This window comes from Brevibacillus centrosporus (assembly GCF_046622605.1).
GTDB classification, from domain to species: domain Bacteria; phylum Bacillota; class Bacilli; order Brevibacillales; family Brevibacillaceae; genus Brevibacillus; species Brevibacillus centrosporus.
This window is the reverse complement of the sequence record NZ_CP176857.1, coordinates 207,650-224,196: the sequence shown is the minus strand read 5'-3', so window position 1 is coordinate 224,196 and position 16,547 is coordinate 207,650. Positions and strand designations below refer to the sequence as shown.

Genomic DNA, 16,547 nt, shown 5'->3' with positions numbered 1-16,547 from the left:
GGAGATATGTGAAGCCATTTACAATCCGAGAGTTAATTGTATAAGGCCCAGTTGAGCAACCTCAAATCTGCCATCTCCCCTGCAGAAACACCTCTCCCTGTGTTAGTTGTTTTAATCAATTCAATGTCTAAGCGGTTAGGGTATTTCCCCAAATTATTTAATTGATCGGTACCTCTAGCGGCTGAACATATAAAATCTGTCGTCGGTTCACTAATTGTCCATTCAATATAGCTCACTTGAGCCATCTCTTTTTAATATCACATTTTATATAATCATCCTGTATGTAATGGAGAGGAGTAATCAACATGTTAAAAAGGTGGAACCGTACCTTACATCGTTACGTTGGATTGATCGTTAGTCTATTTTTAGTCATGTGGGCGATAACAGGCTTTCTCCTTCTAAACGTCCCTTGGTATCAGACCCAAGCAACAGACCTAAAAACAGAGATGATCTCTTTACCATCCGATCCTGATGAGTTTACGATTGCCTATGTTGGTGCAAAGTTAGTTGAAACCGGAGAATATTCCTGGGATGAAATCAGATCCATCACGAAATCAGGAGATTCCTTTAAAGTCTATGTGAAAAGAGATCCCATCCTACGACTGACTGTTTTTGCAGATGGACAAATTGACGCTTTAAAACAAGACCCCATATTAGATTTCTTTTATGGGTTACACGTTGGAGAATGGGAAGACTTAAATTTCGTCACATTATTAGAGATTATTTCAGTCTTAACCATTTTGCTTGTCTTATCCGGGCTCATTTATTTCCTACCCAAACGTAGGTTTAAGAAAAAGGAGGCTCCCTAGGTAACCGCACATATACGCTATGCCTTTTTCACTTTAAATCCATACTTACCGCTATGAGATTCCACTCATCCTTTAGATTGAAATCACATTGAAAGGATAAAAAGCTAAAAATAATACCCTGTATCTGCATGTTTACAGAGACAGGGTATTGAAATCTATTTACCTTCTATGAAGAAATTGTCTTCCTGCTTTTGATTTGCCTCGTCCCGCATCTTTTCAGTCTCGAGTACATGATTCAATAATTGACTTCTTATTACTTCTTCGTTACTCATCTTAACCTGGCTAGGTAAGGATGTACTAACTATTGAATCTGACGTCTTTTCCATAGTCCCTCCGTATACCTTTTATAATATTGTTTTATAACCTTAGCTTTTCTATGCAATACCTTCCCCTAATCCTACTCCCTGGAAAGTTAAATACCGAACTCCTCAGGAGTCTCACGAGCAACTTAATTCTCTTGGTCAACCCGAGATATCATGTTAATTTTCTCTTGCATTTCTGTTCGCAAGAATGCTTTCGCTTTTTCGTTTCCAGTAAGCTCTAGCATAATAGGTTTCTCTTCGTTGCATGCAATGACCGTAAACGTTAAAAATGGACAGCATTTTCGTTCCATCCGTACCCATTCATTTACCAGACGCAACGTTTCCGAATCGCCTTGAAATTGATACTGATACCCCTTTTCAATCTCCGAAATGCTAATTCGTCTTGTTTCAAGCTCTTCCCAAATACTTTTGTACTCCTCCCTTTGTGATTTCGTATAGACAGTATGACAACATGCTACCGGTATTTCTTTACTCACTTTGACTCCACCTTTCATTTTGAGCATGAATTGCAGTTACATCCTGTTTTTATGCAAGTCGATCCGTTTGCCTTACGACGATGATAAATAAGGCTCCATACTATAACAAGCACAAGGGCTAAGACCGCAACAATCACCGGATTCAAAAAGAAGGATGATATGCCTAGGGCTGCCGCACCGCCGATCAGCGGTAAAGCGCAGCACAAAGCACACGCGCCCAGTAACCCAATCCCCGCGAGCCAACTCCCTTTCTTCATTTACATCACATTCCTTAACGAGATATAATTAAGCATAAAACTTAAAGTTAACTTTAAGTCAAGGGGTGAAGTTATGTCAGATCTTAGCATTGGGCAGCTTGCTGCAAAAGCAGAATTGAACGCATCGACACTTCGCTACTATGAATCCGTTGGTTTGCTTCCATGTCCTGAACGAAAAAACGGTCAGCGCCGATATGACGAGGGGCTGCTAGACCGTATCCACTTTATTAAAGTAGCTCAGCAGACTGGTTTTAGTATTCAAGAAATAGCTGTTTTACTTGAAGTCTTTGAAGCCGACCATTCACTTTCCGAACGTTGGGAGCTGATGGCGAAGCAAAAACGCTCGGAATTAGAAGATCGGAAGAAACAGATCAATTCCATGATACAGATCTTAGATAACGGGTTAAGGTGCAAATGTCTTACGTGGTCCGAGTGCTTACAGAAGATAGAAAATACGGGTTCGTGTTAGGAAGGGGAAGTGCCAGAAGTGATTTCAAGAGAACAATTAGAAAATAATCAAGTTTGGCTCTATGCTTTCGTACTAATTATTGCCGCTGGTTATGGTTTGTTGTTGCCAGAATCCAGCGAAAGTTTAGATCGTATGATTTCATTTGTGCTTGCCATCTTAATGTATGGAATGTTTGCCCAAATCCCTTTTTTCCGTTTAAAAGAGGCACTAACAAATCGAAAGTTCATCTATGCGCTACTTATTACTAATTACTTAGCCGTACCTATCCTTGTTTTAGGGTTAACACGGTTTCTTCCAACCGACCCAGCAGTACTATTAGGTGTACTTCTTGTTTTGCTTACTCCCTGCATTGACTATGTAATTGTCTTTACACATCTTGGGCGTGGGAACGAGAAGCTCGTTTTGGTCTCAACACCTATACTCTTTGTCACTCAAATGCTTTTTTTGCCCATTTATCTGTGGCTTTTTATAGGCGAGAAAGCAGCAGAGATTGTGAGTGTCGGGCCATTTTTCGAAGCATTTTTAGGTCTCATTGTGGTTCCGCTGGTACTTGCGCTACTTACGCAATGGTGGTCAAGGCGACAACCACAGGGAGAGCGATTGCTTGATGCTACAGCGTGGCTTCCTGTGCCTTTTATGGCGCTAACCCTTTTTGTTGTCGTTGCATCACAAATCTCTAAACTATATACCTCGTTTGATTCTATTATCCAGGTGATTCCTGTCTATGTAGCCTATATGGCCATTACCCCGATTATTGCGCGTATAATTTCTCGTACATTCCGTTTAGATACCAGAGCAGGACGGGCTCTTATCTTTAGTGCGGGTACTCGTAACTCTCTTGTCGTTCTTCCGTTTGCACTTGCGCTACCTGAACCACTAAACGGCGTTGCGTCTACAGTAATTGTAACGCAAACAATTGTAGAATTAATTGGGGAGCTATTCTATATTCGTCTTGTTCCAAAGGTACTGTTAAGAGGGAATGATAAAAATATTTATAAACAAGAATGATTAGTTTTATACATGATTAAGTAAAATACAATTGTTACGATTTTAATATTTATTACATTAATAATTATCTATATTATGAGTAGTGTCAGATGTGAATGCTAATCTAATTCTTGACCACCCAGTGGTACATCGCTCATAAAAAAGTTGACCACCTGAGCACCTCTTTCCTGTATCTTGAAGTTGCTGAGACAACAAGATATAGGAGGAAAGGACATGCTTCAGATGGCTAATTATGAGTTTATCAGGAAACAACACATTCTGCTAGGGAAGCCGATTCGGCAAATTTCTCGCGAAACTGGCTATTCCCGTCAAGTCATACGAAAAGCCTTAAAATCAACGGAGATCCCTGTGTACCAGCTGTCGAAACCGAAACCCAAACCAGTCATTGATTCCGTGCAGCCCATCATCCTGGAATGGCTGCGTCAAGATGAACAGGCTCCTCCCAAGCAGCGTCATACTGCCACTCGTATCTACCAGAGACTTGTCGACGAATACGGATTCACCGGCGGTGAATCTACGGTCCGACGTTACGTCAGACAACTACGCGTTTCTCCTCCAAAAGCGTTTGTCCCCCTCGAATTCCCGCCAGGGAAATTTGCTCAATTTGACTGGGGCGAGGTTACTGTTCTTTATCAGGGTATGCAGGTAAAAGTTCAAGTCTTTTGTATGCGTTGTACTTACAGCAGAAAGATTTTCGTCAAAACATTCTTTCATCAAAAGCAAGAAGCTCTCCTTCAAGGGCATGTCGATGCCTTTGAGTTTTTCGGTGCTGTTCCTCAGACCGTTACGTACGACAATCTGACAACTGTCGTAAAGAAGGTGTTGGAAGGTAAAAACCGCGAGGAACAAGAGCGATTTGTCCAGCTCCGTGCTCACTACCTGTTCGAAAGTCATTTCTGTGATCCGGGAAAAGGGCACCAAAAAGGTCAAGTCGAAAATCTCGTAAGGTTCGTCCAAAAGCAGTTCTTTACCCCAGTTCCAAGTGTCTCTTCACTGGAGGAATTAAATCATTTCCTCCTTGAGAAATGTATCTCTTACGAGACAACTACCATTCCGAGATCATCCTTGACCGTTGGAGCAGCGTTTGTGCAAGAGCAGCAGATCATGCTCCCATTGCCTCCACAACCACTGGATTGTTGCCGTGTCGTCTCTGTAAAAAGCAATACCTTGTCTATGATTCACTTTGAGAAAAATGCCTATTCTGTTCCCGTTTCATACGCATCTACCGAGCTTACTTGTAAGGTGTTTGCCGAACGGATCGAGGTATACCATGGAAACAAATTGATTGCTGAGCATGAGAGATGTTTGGAAAGCGGCAAAGAGCTTTTGCAATATGATCACTACCTGGATTTGCTTCTTACTCGACCAGGTGCGGTTTTGTATGCTAGACCTTTGCATCAAGCGGGGTTACCTCCAATTTACCAACAGTTCTTGGACAAGTGCCGTAACCGACCGGGAGGGATGAGGGAGTTTGTTAGACTTCTGCTTCTACATCGTGAATTCGATACTTCTCTCGTCGAGGAAGCACTAGAGGAAGCTTGTCAAAAAGGGATGTTACAATATGATGCCGTAAGGCAATTATTGTTTCAGCGTACGCTTCCGGAACATCGTGTCCCCCAACTTACGTTGGCTGAGGACAGTTCTATTCCGCGTATTCAGGTAAAATCCCCCGACCTAAGCCAGTACAATCGTTTGTTACAGAAAAGGAGTGTGGTTCATTGAGTACGACATTCTTGCTCGAAACCTACGCGAAACGCCTTCGCTTACCCGCCATTAAGCGTGTCTATAAGGAAATTGCCCATGATGCTGCCGAACGACAAATTCCCTACGAGGAGTTCCTCTTGGCCCTCTTGGAACAGGAGGTGCAACAACGAGATGCTAACCAAATCGCAAGTCGTATCAAGCACGCCAAGTTTCCGTCAGTGAAAACGCTCGATCAATATGAATTTTCAGCAGTCCCATCTCTTAATAAGCCCAAGTTGCTTCAACTGGCTCGTTGTGAGTACATCGAGAAGGCGGAAAACATCATGTTTATCGGAAACTCCGGCACCGGAAAAACTCATCTTTCCATTGCACTTGGCAAGGAAGCCTGCCATTACGGCTATTCTGTCCAGTTTTGGACTGCAGCCAAAATATGCAACGAACTTATGGAAGCTCAGTCCCAAAAACGCATCCTCCAGCTAGAGAAACAATGGTTGAAAACAGATTTGATCATTTTAGATGAGGTCGGGTTTGTCCCTCTTAGTCGGACCGGGGCAGAGTTATTATTTCAATTTTGTGCAGCTCGTTATGAAAAAGGGAGTATGATAATCACCAGCAATCTAGAATTTGCCGATTGGACACAAATTTTTAAGGATGAGCAAATGACGTCAGCCCTAGTTGATCGTCTTACCCACCGAGCCCATATCTTTGCGATGAATGGAGATAGTTATCGCTTTAAACAAAGCATTCAAAGATCGTGATCATGAAAAAGTTACCCACCCAACGGGTGGATTCATTTTGTCCTGGTGGTCAATTTTTTGATGAGCACGGTGGTCAACTTTTTGATTGACATTCACAGTCAGATTTGCTTGAACTACTTCTGAAATGGCGCTGCTTGCAGCGTCAAACTAAATTTTTAAACACTGTAATGCTCCCCGTCTTTCGGGTGAGTCGATGTCATGCACAGAAGTATGTTTATAATTTTCGCTATACTGTGTGAGGAGTTAGTTGATAATTAATAAATTGTTTTCTTTTTGTTTGTACCCGTTATTTGTACTTTTAGTGTGTCCATAAATTTTATGGGCACCGCGAGCTGAAAATTCATGTGGTTCACTGCATAAAGTCCTGTTCAATACCATAAGTACGACTGTCTCTCAAATTGATATTATTCTGCCAGTTAGCGTAACACTCAGCTCTTTCAAAAAGCATGCTTTATGACACATCAGAAAACAATTCATATTTCATATGTCAAATTGTGTATTATTCATAATTGAAATATTTCCTTTTTTCCTCACGTTTTTTGACATGTTTGTACTTAATCAATCGCAATGATGTATTGACTCTGTTGTACACTTGTGTGGGGAAGATCAGGTATGTAGATCGCCACCATTCCAGGCAATGAGATGAATGAACTTCTCTATATCTTTGTATATAATCTGACTCTTCAACCAATAATATCAATATATCTATAAGACCAGGGGGATAATAAAGGTGAACCTTTTAGAGAAGACAAGAAGATTTAATTCGTTATTACAAGCAAACATTGATGGTCGTAGTACATCATATCAAAACCTTGCTCTTAAGTTTTCAGAGTTGATGGGTGCAAGCGTATTTATCGTAAGCAAAGATGGGCAGATTCTGGGGAGCAGTACGGACCAAATCATCGATGGGATTGATCAGATATCAAACATGCTGCCGTCGAGTCTTACTCAGAAGCTCATCGAAGTAGAGCAAAGTTTATCCAATGAACCGGTACAAAGTTCGTACACCATCATTCCGGATGTTCTACGTTCCAATTTTCCGCGGTTGATGACTACAATAATTCCTATTAACGGGGGAGGCACCCGGTTAGGGACATTCATTCTGTTGCGTTTTTACAATGGATTTACCGAAGAAGATCTAGTCCTTGGAGAAATTGCTGCTACTGTGATTGGAATGAAGATGGTAAGACATCGCACAGATGAAATTGAGGCAGAAATACGAGAAAAAACATACGCAAAGATCGCTCTGTCTTCTCTGTCGTATAGTGAGCAATTTGCCATCGAAAAAATCATGGAACATATGGAATCAGCACGGGATCGACTTCTTGTAGCAAGTGACCTTGCTGATAAGGCTGGTATCACCCGCTCTGTAATTGTTAACGCTCTTAGGAAGTTAGCTAGTGCCGGAGTATTAGAGTCTCGCTCACTTGGGATGAAGGGTACTTATATCCGTGTACTAAACTCAAAGTTCTCCACCGAGCTTGCAAAATTAAAAACATCTTCATAATGAAGATACACCTCTCTTCGATTGAAGAGAGGTGTTATTATTTGGGATTACTATATTTGAATTGATAAGGCAATCCAATTCAGTCCTGCCATTTACTCCTAAAATTTTCTGCACGCGTAAGACTGGACCTATACTGTCTCTTCACAGCTTCACTTTTGCTACTTTTTGATATAAGTCGGAAATCTCCCCTCATCGCTGTCGTATATGATTTGTATACTTCCTTTATCAATCCCTCTCTTTTCCAATTCCCGCTCCAGAATACTAATGGTCGCTTCATATTTAGCTAAAGCTTTTTCTTTAGACAATTCGGGATTAACTGTCTTTTCCCGACCATCTTTAAAACTCACAACATATCCAACAGTATCCCAATACCCGATTACTAGCTCATTATCTGATAATGCGCTAAAATCCTGATTTATTCTAATAATCTTACTAAGAAATGCTCTAATTTGATTGAGCATATAATTTATACCTCTCCCATTCTATTTACATAATATAAATTATGTTAAACCAGCTTAAATAGCCTTTTCTCACAATTGGAGCAATATGCTACTTTACCACCTTTGAGTGACAGGGAATCGTACATTTGAGTGTTTTCACGCTCAGATCCATCAAACCCAACATGACACCAAACTGACCCAGAAGCCTGCATTTTGGTGAAGTAGCCTCTATCTGATCCACAATGTGGACACTCTTTGATTAGAGCATTATTTTTCACGAGGACATCCCCTTTTCAAACAAAGTATTATGTTTCAGGGTTCTCGATGATCATATCCTACATACTCTTAACGCAAATCTTCTTTGAATACAATAACTGCCTTACCAGACTTTGAATGCACATTGTAGATTTCATCTTTTAGTACTCTAGATACCGCATATACTGTACCTTTCTGTAATACGCCATCTTTTTCAAAAGTGATAGTGTCGCCTTTTCTAATCGATTTTACAGCCTCATGATCCTTTTGATCTTTTATAATCTCAGAGAACATATGGTGAGCCTCGTCCAAATACATGCGTTTAATCCCCTCTACCTGTTCGTTATTCTTCAATACTTCGTTATACCGAGCAGCATATTGCTCATATGAAAATGAATGATTCAATTTTTCTTTTATAAAAGCTTCAATGTTTCTATAGCTATTATCTTTCCCGTGGATATTTCTATATTCTTTAACAATCTGTAGCCATTGTTCACTTGTTAAATAGATATATTCATCCTCATTAGAGCAGGTCATGTCTGTTTCCAAGATTGCCCCATCTTCAAATAGGAAAACGACTACGCCCTTCTGATAATTTTTCGTCATTAAAGCCAGCTTGCTTCCGTATGCATTCATTCCTGGTGGCCCAAAAGTAAATTCAACAACATCGCCCATGTATGGGTAATGTATTAGATCCTTCCTCTCATCCAATCGTTCTTCTGATGAGACAATTTCCCCGCTATATATATTCCGGTATGTAAACATTCCTGTTCCTCCTTGAATGCTGTGATGACTCCTCGCCCTCTATAGCAAACTGCTTAACTTGTCGCCATGGATAGCTAAGCTCCAATTTGTGAACGCCTCTGATCAGATGAACTAACTTATAATAAAACTCACTGATAATAAAGAACATCTTGCTCATCCAGGAGCGTAAGTTGCTTTAGAAGTTCTTTTCGAAAGAAGGGAATACGAATAAGCTCTGAAGCAAACAACTGCTTTCCTTTGTCGTCCCATACGATAATCGCTTGTTTGCCATGATCGATCTCTAGACAATGTCCATTAAGCTCCTTCATGCTATCGTCTGAAAACTGGATGTCTACATAGACTTCACTTGCTGCTTCAAAATTCACGAAATTTCCTGTACCAATAATGACTCCCATATATCGAATCTCAACCATCTTGTAAGCCTCCTAGTCCGTCTACTCCTCCAAAATTACATAAAACATCGGAGCTTTCCCATCCTTAGACCTCTCATATTCGATGAGCCCCTGCTCATGCAGGGCGTCCCTGGATGTAGAAATGGTGTTATTAGCGATCCCTACAAATGTCCTTATATCATCGCGTGTCACTAAAATCGGATCTTGTCCCTTTTTTTGCTGTTCCATTCGAAAAATATGTAATGATAAGTATAGGCGCAGGGCAGATTTAGGGACGCGAAACAGCTTTTCGATCACGAGCGGGCGCAAAATGATATATTTCATCTGTTCTAAAACCCGCTCCGTAATGTGATAATAGTTGATGTTTTTGCCAACCCGTTTGACATCAATAAACTGTATATCATGCAGCCTTCGAATGGCATGCGTGATTGTATCACTACTTGTTCCAAGCCTTTCCTTGATATCCCCGTAACTGACTCGAAACCAGCCTTCTCCATCCGCTCCGTTTACACAACGATAGTATTGAAGGGCCAAATAGATTAACATAACCGCCTTCTGTTCTTCCAAAAGCTGATCATACACAAAGACATCTATAACAATACGATCATACTGGGTAGAATTGTTGGTGTTGTCCATTTCCTCCTATTACTCCTTCCACGCACTATGAACGATCAAACCTGAAAACGATTATCCTAGAAGATCGATTCCTTTCTCATAGGCCCAGTATACACTATAGCCAATAGCTGCGTAGAAAACGAGAACATCTACCATCCGGTACAAGAATTTCGGGAGCGGGATCCCAATCCATCCTTGCCGAATCGGCCAAAACAGTTGGATCTGACCAACCAAAGCGTCACTGATCAAATGAGAGAGCAACCCTAATAAAGCAGCATGGGCAATAGATGGATTCCCTAACAAAAGAGCCGGGAGAAACAACATGATCCACGAGTGTGTCAGTGTTCGGTGTCCGATTCCCTTTTCCACCAACCACGACAGTGGCCATATCATTTTCCCGGCCTTGCTTCTTGCTTTATCAAGATCTGGTACCAATGCAAACGCAGCTCCCGCTACCATACCTGTCCAAGAGGCATTAGCATAGTAACCGGCCATTGCCCCTAACACGAGATGTGTTTTCCAGGTCATCGCTTAGACACCGACTTCCTTCGATTTGCTTTGAAACTTACGCAGGATCATAGTCATAGCCACCACGTAAACAGCTACAAACCAACCAAAATATTGCATGTTCAATCCGTGAATGACTCCCAACATCATGAGATTTAACAGCAACATCATGACTCCCAGTGCAATCATGTCCTTATAGAAGAAGGAAAGGACCGACAAAAGTGCAAGAACAGAAAACATTATTGTAAATGCCAGGACCATAAAAGACACCTCGTCTCTTTTATCTCATATACAATTACTGGTTTGCTCGTAAGTTCATCTTATCATACAGAAATATCCAATAGCAACCCATTTTTTGTACATCAAATAATAAAAAAGAGCACCCAGCTTTTGTTCCGCTGAGTGCTACCTTGTTTTCTGTTCTTGATATATTTCATATCTGGCTTCGGCTAGGTCAAGAATTCCCATTGTCTGATTGTGGAGTTCAAAGATGTCTCCCTCGTCCCCATCGTCAAACTTGCTTCTCAATACCTCTATTTGGCGCCACTCATCTTCCGTTACAAAGTGGATCGGCAATACGTTCTCATTCTCAATCGCATGGCGCACTTCATTCGGAACCAAATGTAAACCATTATGTACATCGTTCCTGATTTCAGCTTTTGAGAGGACCTTCTTGATTTCCCTCATCCGAGAAATAATATCCTCTTTATCGAGTGACTCATTAATTTGCTGCTTTAGAGAACGAATGCGATCCCACTCATCAGCATTTAAAAAATCGATTGGAACCAATTTACCTCCAATGGGTTCTGTGACAGCTTCGTCAAATAAGGCCGAACGTTTATCGGTACTCGTTATCTTAGCTTTCCTAATAATACTCACCATCTCTTGAAGATAGGACACGTTGATGGATGAGTCTAAACTCTCGTGCAAAAGACGGTCTAATAAGACCAATCGCTGATACTCCGACTGATTCATCACATCGCTGAGTAAATTGACGTTTATCTTCATCCTGTCCACCCCTTCTTCTCCTCATCTTATCATAAGAGAGGAAATGTCAGGAAGAAGCTGGCAAAATAAATAGAGCCCAACTGAAAGATCAGATGAGCTCTATTGCGATCGATTGAGATTACTCTGAATGATCGATCTGTGTGATCCTGCTTTCGAGTTCCTCATCCAAGCAATTATTGTATAGCCATTCGATACTGGCGGATGGATCCTCCTTTTTATATGCCTCAAACATGACATCTAATCCTTTTTGATTACTCGTGGATTTCATTGCAGCGTGAAATTCCTCAATGAACTCCGGTTCGCACCATAGCGTATACGTATTCTCTCGAAGCCACACCTTGTCTTCCTCAGTCTCGATTCGTTGGAGATACTTGGTCGCAAAACGTTTCAATACTTGCTGATAGGTTGCCATCTATAACACCTCTGTTTAACGAAGATTATGACGCTGGGACGGAAAACTGCTGCCTGATTTTATAGTCTTCATACCGTTGTTCCGCTTGATCCAAAATGAACATAATTCGCTCCTGCAGTTCCTTTACTTCCATTTCGTCATTGGATATCTGTTGTCTGGCGCGTAAAGTGACGATCTCTGCCCAATCCCATGTGGAAACAAAGTCGAGTGCACTCTTTTTTCCTGACATTACACAATCCCCCACTCAAACATTTTCGTTATGTAAGAGGAGAAGCGGGTGCTTCTCCTCGCTTACTATTCTTCTTTCCCCATTCGTTTCAGTCTCTCTTGAAACTCCGCATCTGCATCTTTTTTGGCTTTCTCAACGTCACCACTACCAGAGTTCTTATCGAGCCAAGCAGCTCCCAGGTAGCCCCCAATAGCTGAGAGCGTTAGAATCTTACCGATTTCATTTTGTCCGAGATAGTTACTTGCTGCGATCGCAGCAACCCCTCCGAGAATGGTGTTTCCCGTAAATCCAAACCAGTATTTACGAGAACCCTTTCGATAGGGGGTTTGTGCGATATATTTAGCAGCAGCCGTTACGCTACCTAATGCTAAGGGAATTAATACTTGATACCAAACGTCAAAAGTCATAAACATTCCTCCTCTGGTCGGCCATCTCTTGGTGGCATCTATTACACTTGCAAATTTAGTCAGGCATTCTCGCACTCTGTGTATCATTTCAAGATCTATGAAGAGTCCCTAACGTAAAAAAGCCACAGCTTTTCTCCATCAACATTGAAGAAATTACTGTGGCCATATAACAACCTTTCAAATTCAAAACGCAAAAAGGCTCTGCAAGCAGACGAATCCCTCAAAATTAAGGTTCATCATGCTCAACAGAGCCATACAAGTTACGTAGTTAACCTACGAATATGACCAAACAATGGTCATAAACATGCAAAATAAAAAAGAAAGGTATATGTGTATTTTAGGATAGTTCTGAGATAATCTCAAGCAAGATTTGGAAAAAGGAGTCTTTAGATAATCCTCATTAATCATACCAAATTTTATGGGTTTATTTCATCGGTAAATCTCTGTTATTCTGGGTCATGCCAAACAAAACAGCCGAAACTTCCTCTCGAATGGAAGTGCGGGGGATCTTCTTACTTGCAGATGAGAGATCTGCATGGGGTGAATCGCCAATGGGCGTAGGGTTGTTTCCTCAATCCGAATCCGTCAACTAACCTCGTAGGCCAAAAAAAGGAGACGATGTGAATATGAAACGCCTTGGTACGATTACAATCGCGACTTTGGGATTGGGATTTGTTCTGTCCGGCTTTTCTAACACAGCCTCTGCCGCGGCATTACAACCTCAAACCCAATCGTTCCCATATACAGCGCAATACGGATATCAACCAATGATTCAACAACCTATTCAACCGCAATATGCAACGCCAGTTCAGCAACAGCCTGTACAGCAACCAGCAGCTACTCCACAACCTGCAAAGCAAGCACATCAACAAGTTGACGCTTCCTCTGTAATGAAACAAGTAGCTGACCTGGTGAACCAAGAGCGTGCAAAAGCGGGTCTGAAGCCAGTTGAACTCGACGCTTCCTTGAACAAAGTCGCTAAAGCAAAAGCGGCTGATATGTCCAATAACAACTACTTCGACCATACTAACCCTACGTACGGATCTCCATTTGATATGATGAAACAGTTCGGTGTATCTTACATGACCGCTGGGGAAAACATTGCTATGGGTCAACGCACCGCTGATGAAGTTATGAACCAATGGATGAACAGCGAAGGACACCGTCAAAACATCATGAATCCTTCCTTCACCAAAATCGGTGTAAGCTTTGTGAATGGATACTGGGTACAAGAATTCATCGGATAATGAAATTGTTATTGTTATTGTTATTGAAAGCCGAGCCCTCTAGCGAGGGCCCGGTTTCTTGTTTTTCCCAAGAAAGAAGATACTTGCTGAGGAGCGGGCTGCTCCTACTCCAATGCAAATTGTAATTGTTTCTTTAGTATTTACTTATCTAGAGCTGTCATTCCGTATAATTGTACCGCTGGTCACAAATCTCCGTTGCTCGGAACTTTTCTTTTCCTTCACCAATACAGATCTAGGATTCTTAATACGCTTGGTAAACCCTTCTGTTAGTGTATTCGAGCCATTTCCTTCACTTTGAACCTCTCTGGCATGTGCTAATCTTATAACTGGTTCAGTTTATGTCTCCTGAATTCATCTCGATAAAGTGAGTATTTGATTATCCTTCCAAAAAATTCTCTTACATCAGGTTGATCCCAGGAAAATTCTTTCCTGTTATCTAAAATTCCTAAATCGATTCTACCCTTTTGATTTACTAATGATTGATCAATGTCTTTTACAAACTGGATAACCTCATTCCATTTCATTGGCCCCTTATTACTAAGTGCAAGACGTCCATTATGATCAAATTGATACAGATCCTTATCGATTTCTTGAACGAAATCTTGGATTTGATATTGCAATGAATTGTGGCTTTTTTTATAGTCATCGATAGCAACAACTAAATAACCGTGAAGGATCGCAAGACTTACTATTTGGTTGTTTTTCTGACTATCCTCGATTATCATTGATCGATAATCAGCTGTCCAATCAAACCCGGCTGCATTCCCAAAGGAGGTATATCTAACTCCTATATCCCTAACCACCCTCAGCCCCGAAAATGTATGCGCTTTTATCTTATCGGTATCGTCCCATAACAATTCATTCATATTAATGATTAACTTCCAAATATCACTTTTGGCTTTCTTACCAAAATGGTTTCGATAAAAGTTGAGAACTTCCACAGATTCATATGTGCTGTATTCACGTTTGTGGTAGAGAAAAGGTGTATATTCAATAAACTGTACGTCTTTATTTAGAAGTTCCAAGTATGTAGGTAAAACAGATATTTCCTTAAAGGTTTCTTCCATACTATCCCAGGATTGTATAACAAACTCTACCCCGTTGGTAACGATCAAATTATTCGTCTGCAAGATTTCTTCATATTTATGTATTTGGTTAAAGTAATCATCTAACAAAGGTTTACCGGTAGCCTTTGTTTCTACGATCAAAACAGGTATACGCTCTTGTTTATCATTTATTGCGTTAACAATGATGTCAGCTCTTCCTCTTGCTTTTGGATTGTAGTATGACATCGGGACTTCAACATCAATCATTTCCTGAGGCACTTTCATTTCCATGATCAATAGCTGTATGACTTTTTGTCTAACTTCCTCTTCAGGGGTTCTAGGTATGAGTTTTTTTCTAACGGGATCTAGAAAACATGCTTTGCCCTGTCTCATGTAGATTTTGGGTAAGTTGAACTTATCCAGATTAATTTCCACTACGACCACCGCATTCATCAGATTTATGGTTAGTACCAAGGTTGCTTTGTTCGATCGAATTCAAAATGAACTCAGCCTTGTATAAATTCAGTCTATTTCAGCCATACTATTACTGCAAGGTTCCTGATCGAAGTGGGCGCCCTAGAGATGGATGCTTTCCTTGCACAGCTTTACACCAATCCGATGGCTGCGTACGAGCCATACCGGGTACAGAATACATACGCGCAATATCCTGTATTGAGGCTAGGGGAGAGCTACCCTGGCCTATTGGTGTTGATCATAAAGAGATTCCAAACGATGTATATTCACCGTAACAACCGTGGGCGGTATCTGCAATACATAAAGAAGGCAATGCCCACACTCACCTAAGTTACAAGATGGCTGGACATTGCCTCCAAAAATAAATCTACAACAATGGGATCAAACTGCGTTCCTTTCCCCTGTAAAAGCTGCTCTACGGCCTTACCATAATCCAACGAGGGTCGATAATGTCTGGCCGTTGTCATGGCATCATAAGCATCCGCTACCGAAACAATTTTCGCACCTAAAGGAATATCAGCAGAAAAGAGACCCTCAGGATATCCCTTTCCATCCATACGTTCATGATGATACAGGACAGTTTTATCAATCCCCCGCTTATGAAGAGGCGAAATCACTTGTACGATCGAAAAGCCTGTCTCTGTGTGTTTCTTCATAATATCGAATTCCTCTTTTGACAGTTTCCCATCTTTCATAATGATGGCATCAGGTGTGCCAATTTTCCCGATGTCATGAAGTATGCCACCTATATAAACATTGACACATTCCTCTTCGTCTAACCGAAATTGTTTGGCGATTTTCCAAGCATAATAGCCAACGTTAATAGAATGCTGATACGTATAGGAGTCGCGGGCGTTCACACTTGAAACAAGTGAGTGAATCGTTTCGACCATCAGATTCGTAGAAGCACTGCTACAATGTAGCATAGTCGTTAACAGTTTTCGCATGGGTGCCTCCCCCGGCCATGTAATCTTGGTATCCTCTCTCCCCCAGTGCTGCCGGATCTGGATGAATACAATTACACGATTTTCGCGTAGGAGGTTTGGAAAGCAAAAATGACTGCCTGCGTACGGTTTTTAACGTTCATTTTTAATAGGATACTGGATACGTGATTTTTGACCGTCTTATCACTGATACCTAGTTTTTGCGCAATATCTTTATTTTCGTCTCCCTCCAACATTAGATGAAACACGGCTATTTCACGATCTGTTAGAAGACCCCAGTTAAAGGAATCTGCCCGCTTCAAGACAACCGGACTAATAGCTGCTCTTCTATTGGACCGTTGAACGTGTACCGATACTTTCGGGTTACCCATGATCGACTCCACTACCTGATCGATGGTTTCATCATCGTTGTTAGGAGGCAAAATAAAGATATTTACGGCCGATCCTCCGCTCCAATCTTGATCCTTCTTCTCCGCTTGTACTGTATATTCCATC

Annotated in this window: 22 protein-coding genes and 1 riboswitch; of the genes, 7 read left to right on the top strand and 15 right to left on the bottom strand. The window is 41.2% G+C overall.

Annotated elements, in window-relative coordinates; translation table 11 throughout:
• Nucleotides 1–32: 32 nt before the first annotated feature.
• Nucleotides 33–236, bottom strand: a complete 204-nt coding sequence (locus tag ACLIN2_RS31305; protein ID WP_411504642.1) for a hypothetical protein — start codon at nt 234–236, stop codon at nt 33–35.
• Nucleotides 237–305: 69 nt separating this feature from the next.
• On the opposite strand from ACLIN2_RS31305, the gene ACLIN2_RS31300 reads away from it, so the two are divergent.
• Nucleotides 306–809: a PepSY domain-containing protein gene (locus ACLIN2_RS31300; RefSeq protein ID WP_411504641.1), complete on the top strand. Its 504-nt coding sequence runs from the start codon at nt 306–308 to the stop codon at nt 807–809.
• A 448-nt stretch (nt 810–1,257) separates the two neighbouring features.
• On the opposite strand, the gene ACLIN2_RS31295 is transcribed toward ACLIN2_RS31300, so the two are convergent.
• Nucleotides 1,258–1,608 carry a hypothetical protein gene (locus ACLIN2_RS31295; RefSeq protein ID WP_411504640.1) on the bottom strand — a complete coding sequence of 117 codons (351 nt, stop codon included), beginning with the start codon at nt 1,606–1,608 and terminating at the stop codon, nt 1,258–1,260.
• 330 nt (nt 1,609–1,938) lie between these two features.
• On the opposite strand from ACLIN2_RS31295, the gene ACLIN2_RS31290 reads away from it, so the two are divergent.
• The 5 genes from ACLIN2_RS31290 to codY all read left to right on the top strand — a co-directional run bounded on the left by ACLIN2_RS31290 (nt 1,939) and on the right by codY (nt 7,311).
• The gene (locus ACLIN2_RS31290) at nt 1,939–2,334 is read left to right on the top strand and encodes a MerR family transcriptional regulator (protein WP_411504639.1); all 396 of its coding nucleotides are present in this window, start codon (nt 1,939–1,941) and stop codon (nt 2,332–2,334) included.
• Nucleotides 2,335–2,352: 18 nt separating this feature from the next.
• Complete coding sequence (locus ACLIN2_RS31285) at nt 2,353–3,342, top strand: arsenic resistance protein (protein ID WP_411504963.1); 990 nt, start codon at nt 2,353–2,355, stop codon at nt 3,340–3,342.
• A 213-nt stretch (nt 3,343–3,555) separates the two neighbouring features.
• Nucleotides 3,556–5,064: an IS21 family transposase gene (istA, locus tag ACLIN2_RS31280; protein ID WP_411504638.1), complete on the top strand. Its 1,509-nt coding sequence runs from the start codon at nt 3,556–3,558 to the stop codon at nt 5,062–5,064.
• A complete protein-coding gene (gene istB / locus ACLIN2_RS31275; RefSeq protein WP_411504637.1) occupies nt 5,061–5,804 on the top strand; it encodes an IS21-like element helper ATPase IstB in 744 nt (247 codons plus the stop codon). Before istA ends, istB begins: the two co-directional genes overlap by 4 nt.
• A gap of 730 nt (nt 5,805–6,534) precedes the next feature.
• Nucleotides 6,535–7,311: a GTP-sensing pleiotropic transcriptional regulator CodY gene (gene codY, locus ACLIN2_RS31270; RefSeq protein ID WP_411504636.1), complete on the top strand. Its 777-nt coding sequence runs from the start codon at nt 6,535–6,537 to the stop codon at nt 7,309–7,311.
• Between the two features lie 158 nt (nt 7,312–7,469).
• On the opposite strand, the gene ACLIN2_RS31265 is transcribed toward codY, so the two are convergent.
• The 10 genes from ACLIN2_RS31265 to ACLIN2_RS31220 all read right to left on the bottom strand — a co-directional run bounded on the left by ACLIN2_RS31265 (nt 7,470) and on the right by ACLIN2_RS31220 (nt 12,341).
• Nucleotides 7,470–7,772: a hypothetical protein gene (locus tag ACLIN2_RS31265; RefSeq protein ID WP_411504635.1), complete on the bottom strand. Its 303-nt coding sequence runs from the start codon at nt 7,770–7,772 to the stop codon at nt 7,470–7,472.
• A gap of 324 nt (nt 7,773–8,096) precedes the next feature.
• Nucleotides 8,097–8,771 carry a hypothetical protein gene (locus ACLIN2_RS31260; protein WP_411504634.1) on the bottom strand — a complete coding sequence of 225 codons (675 nt, stop codon included), beginning with the start codon at nt 8,769–8,771 and terminating at the stop codon, nt 8,097–8,099.
• 128 nt (nt 8,772–8,899) lie between these two features.
• The gene (locus tag ACLIN2_RS31255; RefSeq protein ID WP_411504633.1) at nt 8,900–9,184 is read right to left on the bottom strand and encodes a hypothetical protein; all 285 of its coding nucleotides are present in this window, start codon (nt 9,182–9,184) and stop codon (nt 8,900–8,902) included.
• Nucleotides 9,185–9,205: 21 nt separating this feature from the next.
• The gene (locus tag ACLIN2_RS31250; RefSeq protein WP_411504632.1) at nt 9,206–9,799 is read right to left on the bottom strand and encodes a hypothetical protein; all 594 of its coding nucleotides are present in this window, start codon (nt 9,797–9,799) and stop codon (nt 9,206–9,208) included.
• 51 nt (nt 9,800–9,850) lie between these two features.
• Nucleotides 9,851–10,306, bottom strand: coding sequence for a metal-dependent hydrolase (locus ACLIN2_RS31245; protein ID WP_411504631.1), 456 nt, complete (start codon nt 10,304–10,306; stop codon nt 9,851–9,853).
• Between the two features lie 3 nt (nt 10,307–10,309).
• The gene (locus ACLIN2_RS31240; RefSeq protein WP_411504630.1) at nt 10,310–10,453 is read right to left on the bottom strand and encodes a hypothetical protein; all 144 of its coding nucleotides are present in this window, start codon (nt 10,451–10,453) and stop codon (nt 10,310–10,312) included.
• A gap of 237 nt (nt 10,454–10,690) precedes the next feature.
• Nucleotides 10,691–11,293 (bottom strand): hypothetical protein, encoded by a 603-nt coding sequence (locus ACLIN2_RS31235; protein ID WP_411504629.1) that lies wholly within the window; start codon nt 11,291–11,293, stop codon nt 10,691–10,693.
• A 118-nt stretch (nt 11,294–11,411) separates the two neighbouring features.
• Nucleotides 11,412–11,705 carry a hypothetical protein gene (locus ACLIN2_RS31230; RefSeq protein WP_411504628.1) on the bottom strand — a complete coding sequence of 98 codons (294 nt, stop codon included), beginning with the start codon at nt 11,703–11,705 and terminating at the stop codon, nt 11,412–11,414.
• Between the two features lie 25 nt (nt 11,706–11,730).
• Nucleotides 11,731–11,934 carry a hypothetical protein gene (locus ACLIN2_RS31225; protein ID WP_411504627.1) on the bottom strand — a complete coding sequence of 68 codons (204 nt, stop codon included), beginning with the start codon at nt 11,932–11,934 and terminating at the stop codon, nt 11,731–11,733.
• Nucleotides 11,935–11,999: 65 nt separating this feature from the next.
• Complete coding sequence (locus ACLIN2_RS31220; RefSeq protein WP_411504626.1) at nt 12,000–12,341, bottom strand: hypothetical protein; 342 nt, start codon at nt 12,339–12,341, stop codon at nt 12,000–12,002.
• Nucleotides 12,342–12,803: 462 nt separating this feature from the next.
• Nucleotides 12,804–12,960: riboswitch (cyclic di-AMP (ydaO/yuaA leader) on the top strand.
• Between the two features lie 7 nt (nt 12,961–12,967).
• Between ACLIN2_RS31220 and ACLIN2_RS31215 the strand changes: the two genes are divergently transcribed.
• Nucleotides 12,968–13,588, top strand: coding sequence for a CAP domain-containing protein (locus tag ACLIN2_RS31215; RefSeq protein ID WP_411504625.1), 621 nt, complete (start codon nt 12,968–12,970; stop codon nt 13,586–13,588).
• 320 nt (nt 13,589–13,908) lie between these two features.
• Here ACLIN2_RS31215 and ACLIN2_RS31210 read toward each other — a convergent pair whose 3' ends face one another.
• The 3 genes from ACLIN2_RS31210 to ACLIN2_RS31200 all read right to left on the bottom strand — a co-directional run bounded on the left by ACLIN2_RS31210 (nt 13,909) and on the right by ACLIN2_RS31200 (nt 16,546).
• Complete coding sequence (locus ACLIN2_RS31210) at nt 13,909–15,069, bottom strand: type I restriction enzyme HsdR N-terminal domain-containing protein (protein WP_411504959.1); 1,161 nt, start codon at nt 15,067–15,069, stop codon at nt 13,909–13,911.
• Between the two features lie 365 nt (nt 15,070–15,434).
• Nucleotides 15,435–16,055 carry an HD-GYP domain-containing protein gene (locus ACLIN2_RS31205; protein ID WP_411504958.1) on the bottom strand — a complete coding sequence of 207 codons (621 nt, stop codon included), beginning with the start codon at nt 16,053–16,055 and terminating at the stop codon, nt 15,435–15,437.
• 71 nt (nt 16,056–16,126) lie between these two features.
• On the bottom strand, nt 16,127–16,546 hold the full coding sequence (locus ACLIN2_RS31200; RefSeq protein ID WP_411504957.1) for a response regulator transcription factor: 420 nt from the start codon (nt 16,544–16,546) through the stop codon (nt 16,127–16,129).
• Nucleotide 16,547 lies beyond the last annotated feature (1 nt).

Coding starts and splice junctions, on each gene's coding strand:
- ACLIN2_RS31255 (WP_411504633.1), bottom strand. CDS start 9,184: ATGGTTGAGATTCGATATATGGGAGTCATTATTGGTACAGGAAATTTC.
- ACLIN2_RS31235 (WP_411504629.1), bottom strand. CDS start 11,293: ATGAAGATAAACGTCAATTTACTCAGCGATGTGATGAATCAGTCGGAG.
- istA (WP_411504638.1), top strand. CDS start 3,556: ATGCTTCAGATGGCTAATTATGAGTTTATCAGGAAACAACACATTCTG.
- ACLIN2_RS31300 (WP_411504641.1), top strand. CDS start 306: ATGTTAAAAAGGTGGAACCGTACCTTACATCGTTACGTTGGATTGATC.
- ACLIN2_RS31225 (WP_411504627.1), bottom strand. CDS start 11,934: ATGTCAGGAAAAAAGAGTGCACTCGACTTTGTTTCCACATGGGATTGG.
- ACLIN2_RS31250 (WP_411504632.1), bottom strand. CDS start 9,799: ATGGACAACACCAACAATTCTACCCAGTATGATCGTATTGTTATAGAT.
- ACLIN2_RS31205 (WP_411504958.1), bottom strand. CDS start 16,055: ATGCGAAAACTGTTAACGACTATGCTACATTGTAGCAGTGCTTCTACG.
- ACLIN2_RS31260 (WP_411504634.1), bottom strand. CDS start 8,771: ATGTTTACATACCGGAATATATATAGCGGGGAAATTGTCTCATCAGAA.
- ACLIN2_RS31265 (WP_411504635.1), bottom strand. CDS start 7,772: ATGCTCAATCAAATTAGAGCATTTCTTAGTAAGATTATTAGAATAAAT.
- ACLIN2_RS31220 (WP_411504626.1), bottom strand. CDS start 12,341: ATGACTTTTGACGTTTGGTATCAAGTATTAATTCCCTTAGCATTAGGT.
- ACLIN2_RS31290 (WP_411504639.1), top strand. CDS start 1,939: ATGTCAGATCTTAGCATTGGGCAGCTTGCTGCAAAAGCAGAATTGAAC.
- ACLIN2_RS31230 (WP_411504628.1), bottom strand. CDS start 11,705: ATGGCAACCTATCAGCAAGTATTGAAACGTTTTGCGACCAAGTATCTC.
- ACLIN2_RS31240 (WP_411504630.1), bottom strand. CDS start 10,453: ATGTTGCTGTTAAATCTCATGATGTTGGGAGTCATTCACGGATTGAAC.
- ACLIN2_RS31215 (WP_411504625.1), top strand. CDS start 12,968: ATGAAACGCCTTGGTACGATTACAATCGCGACTTTGGGATTGGGATTT.
- ACLIN2_RS31245 (WP_411504631.1), bottom strand. CDS start 10,306: ATGACCTGGAAAACACATCTCGTGTTAGGGGCAATGGCCGGTTACTAT.
- ACLIN2_RS31200 (WP_411504957.1), bottom strand. CDS start 16,546: ATGGAATATACAGTACAAGCGGAGAAGAAGGATCAAGATTGGAGCGGA.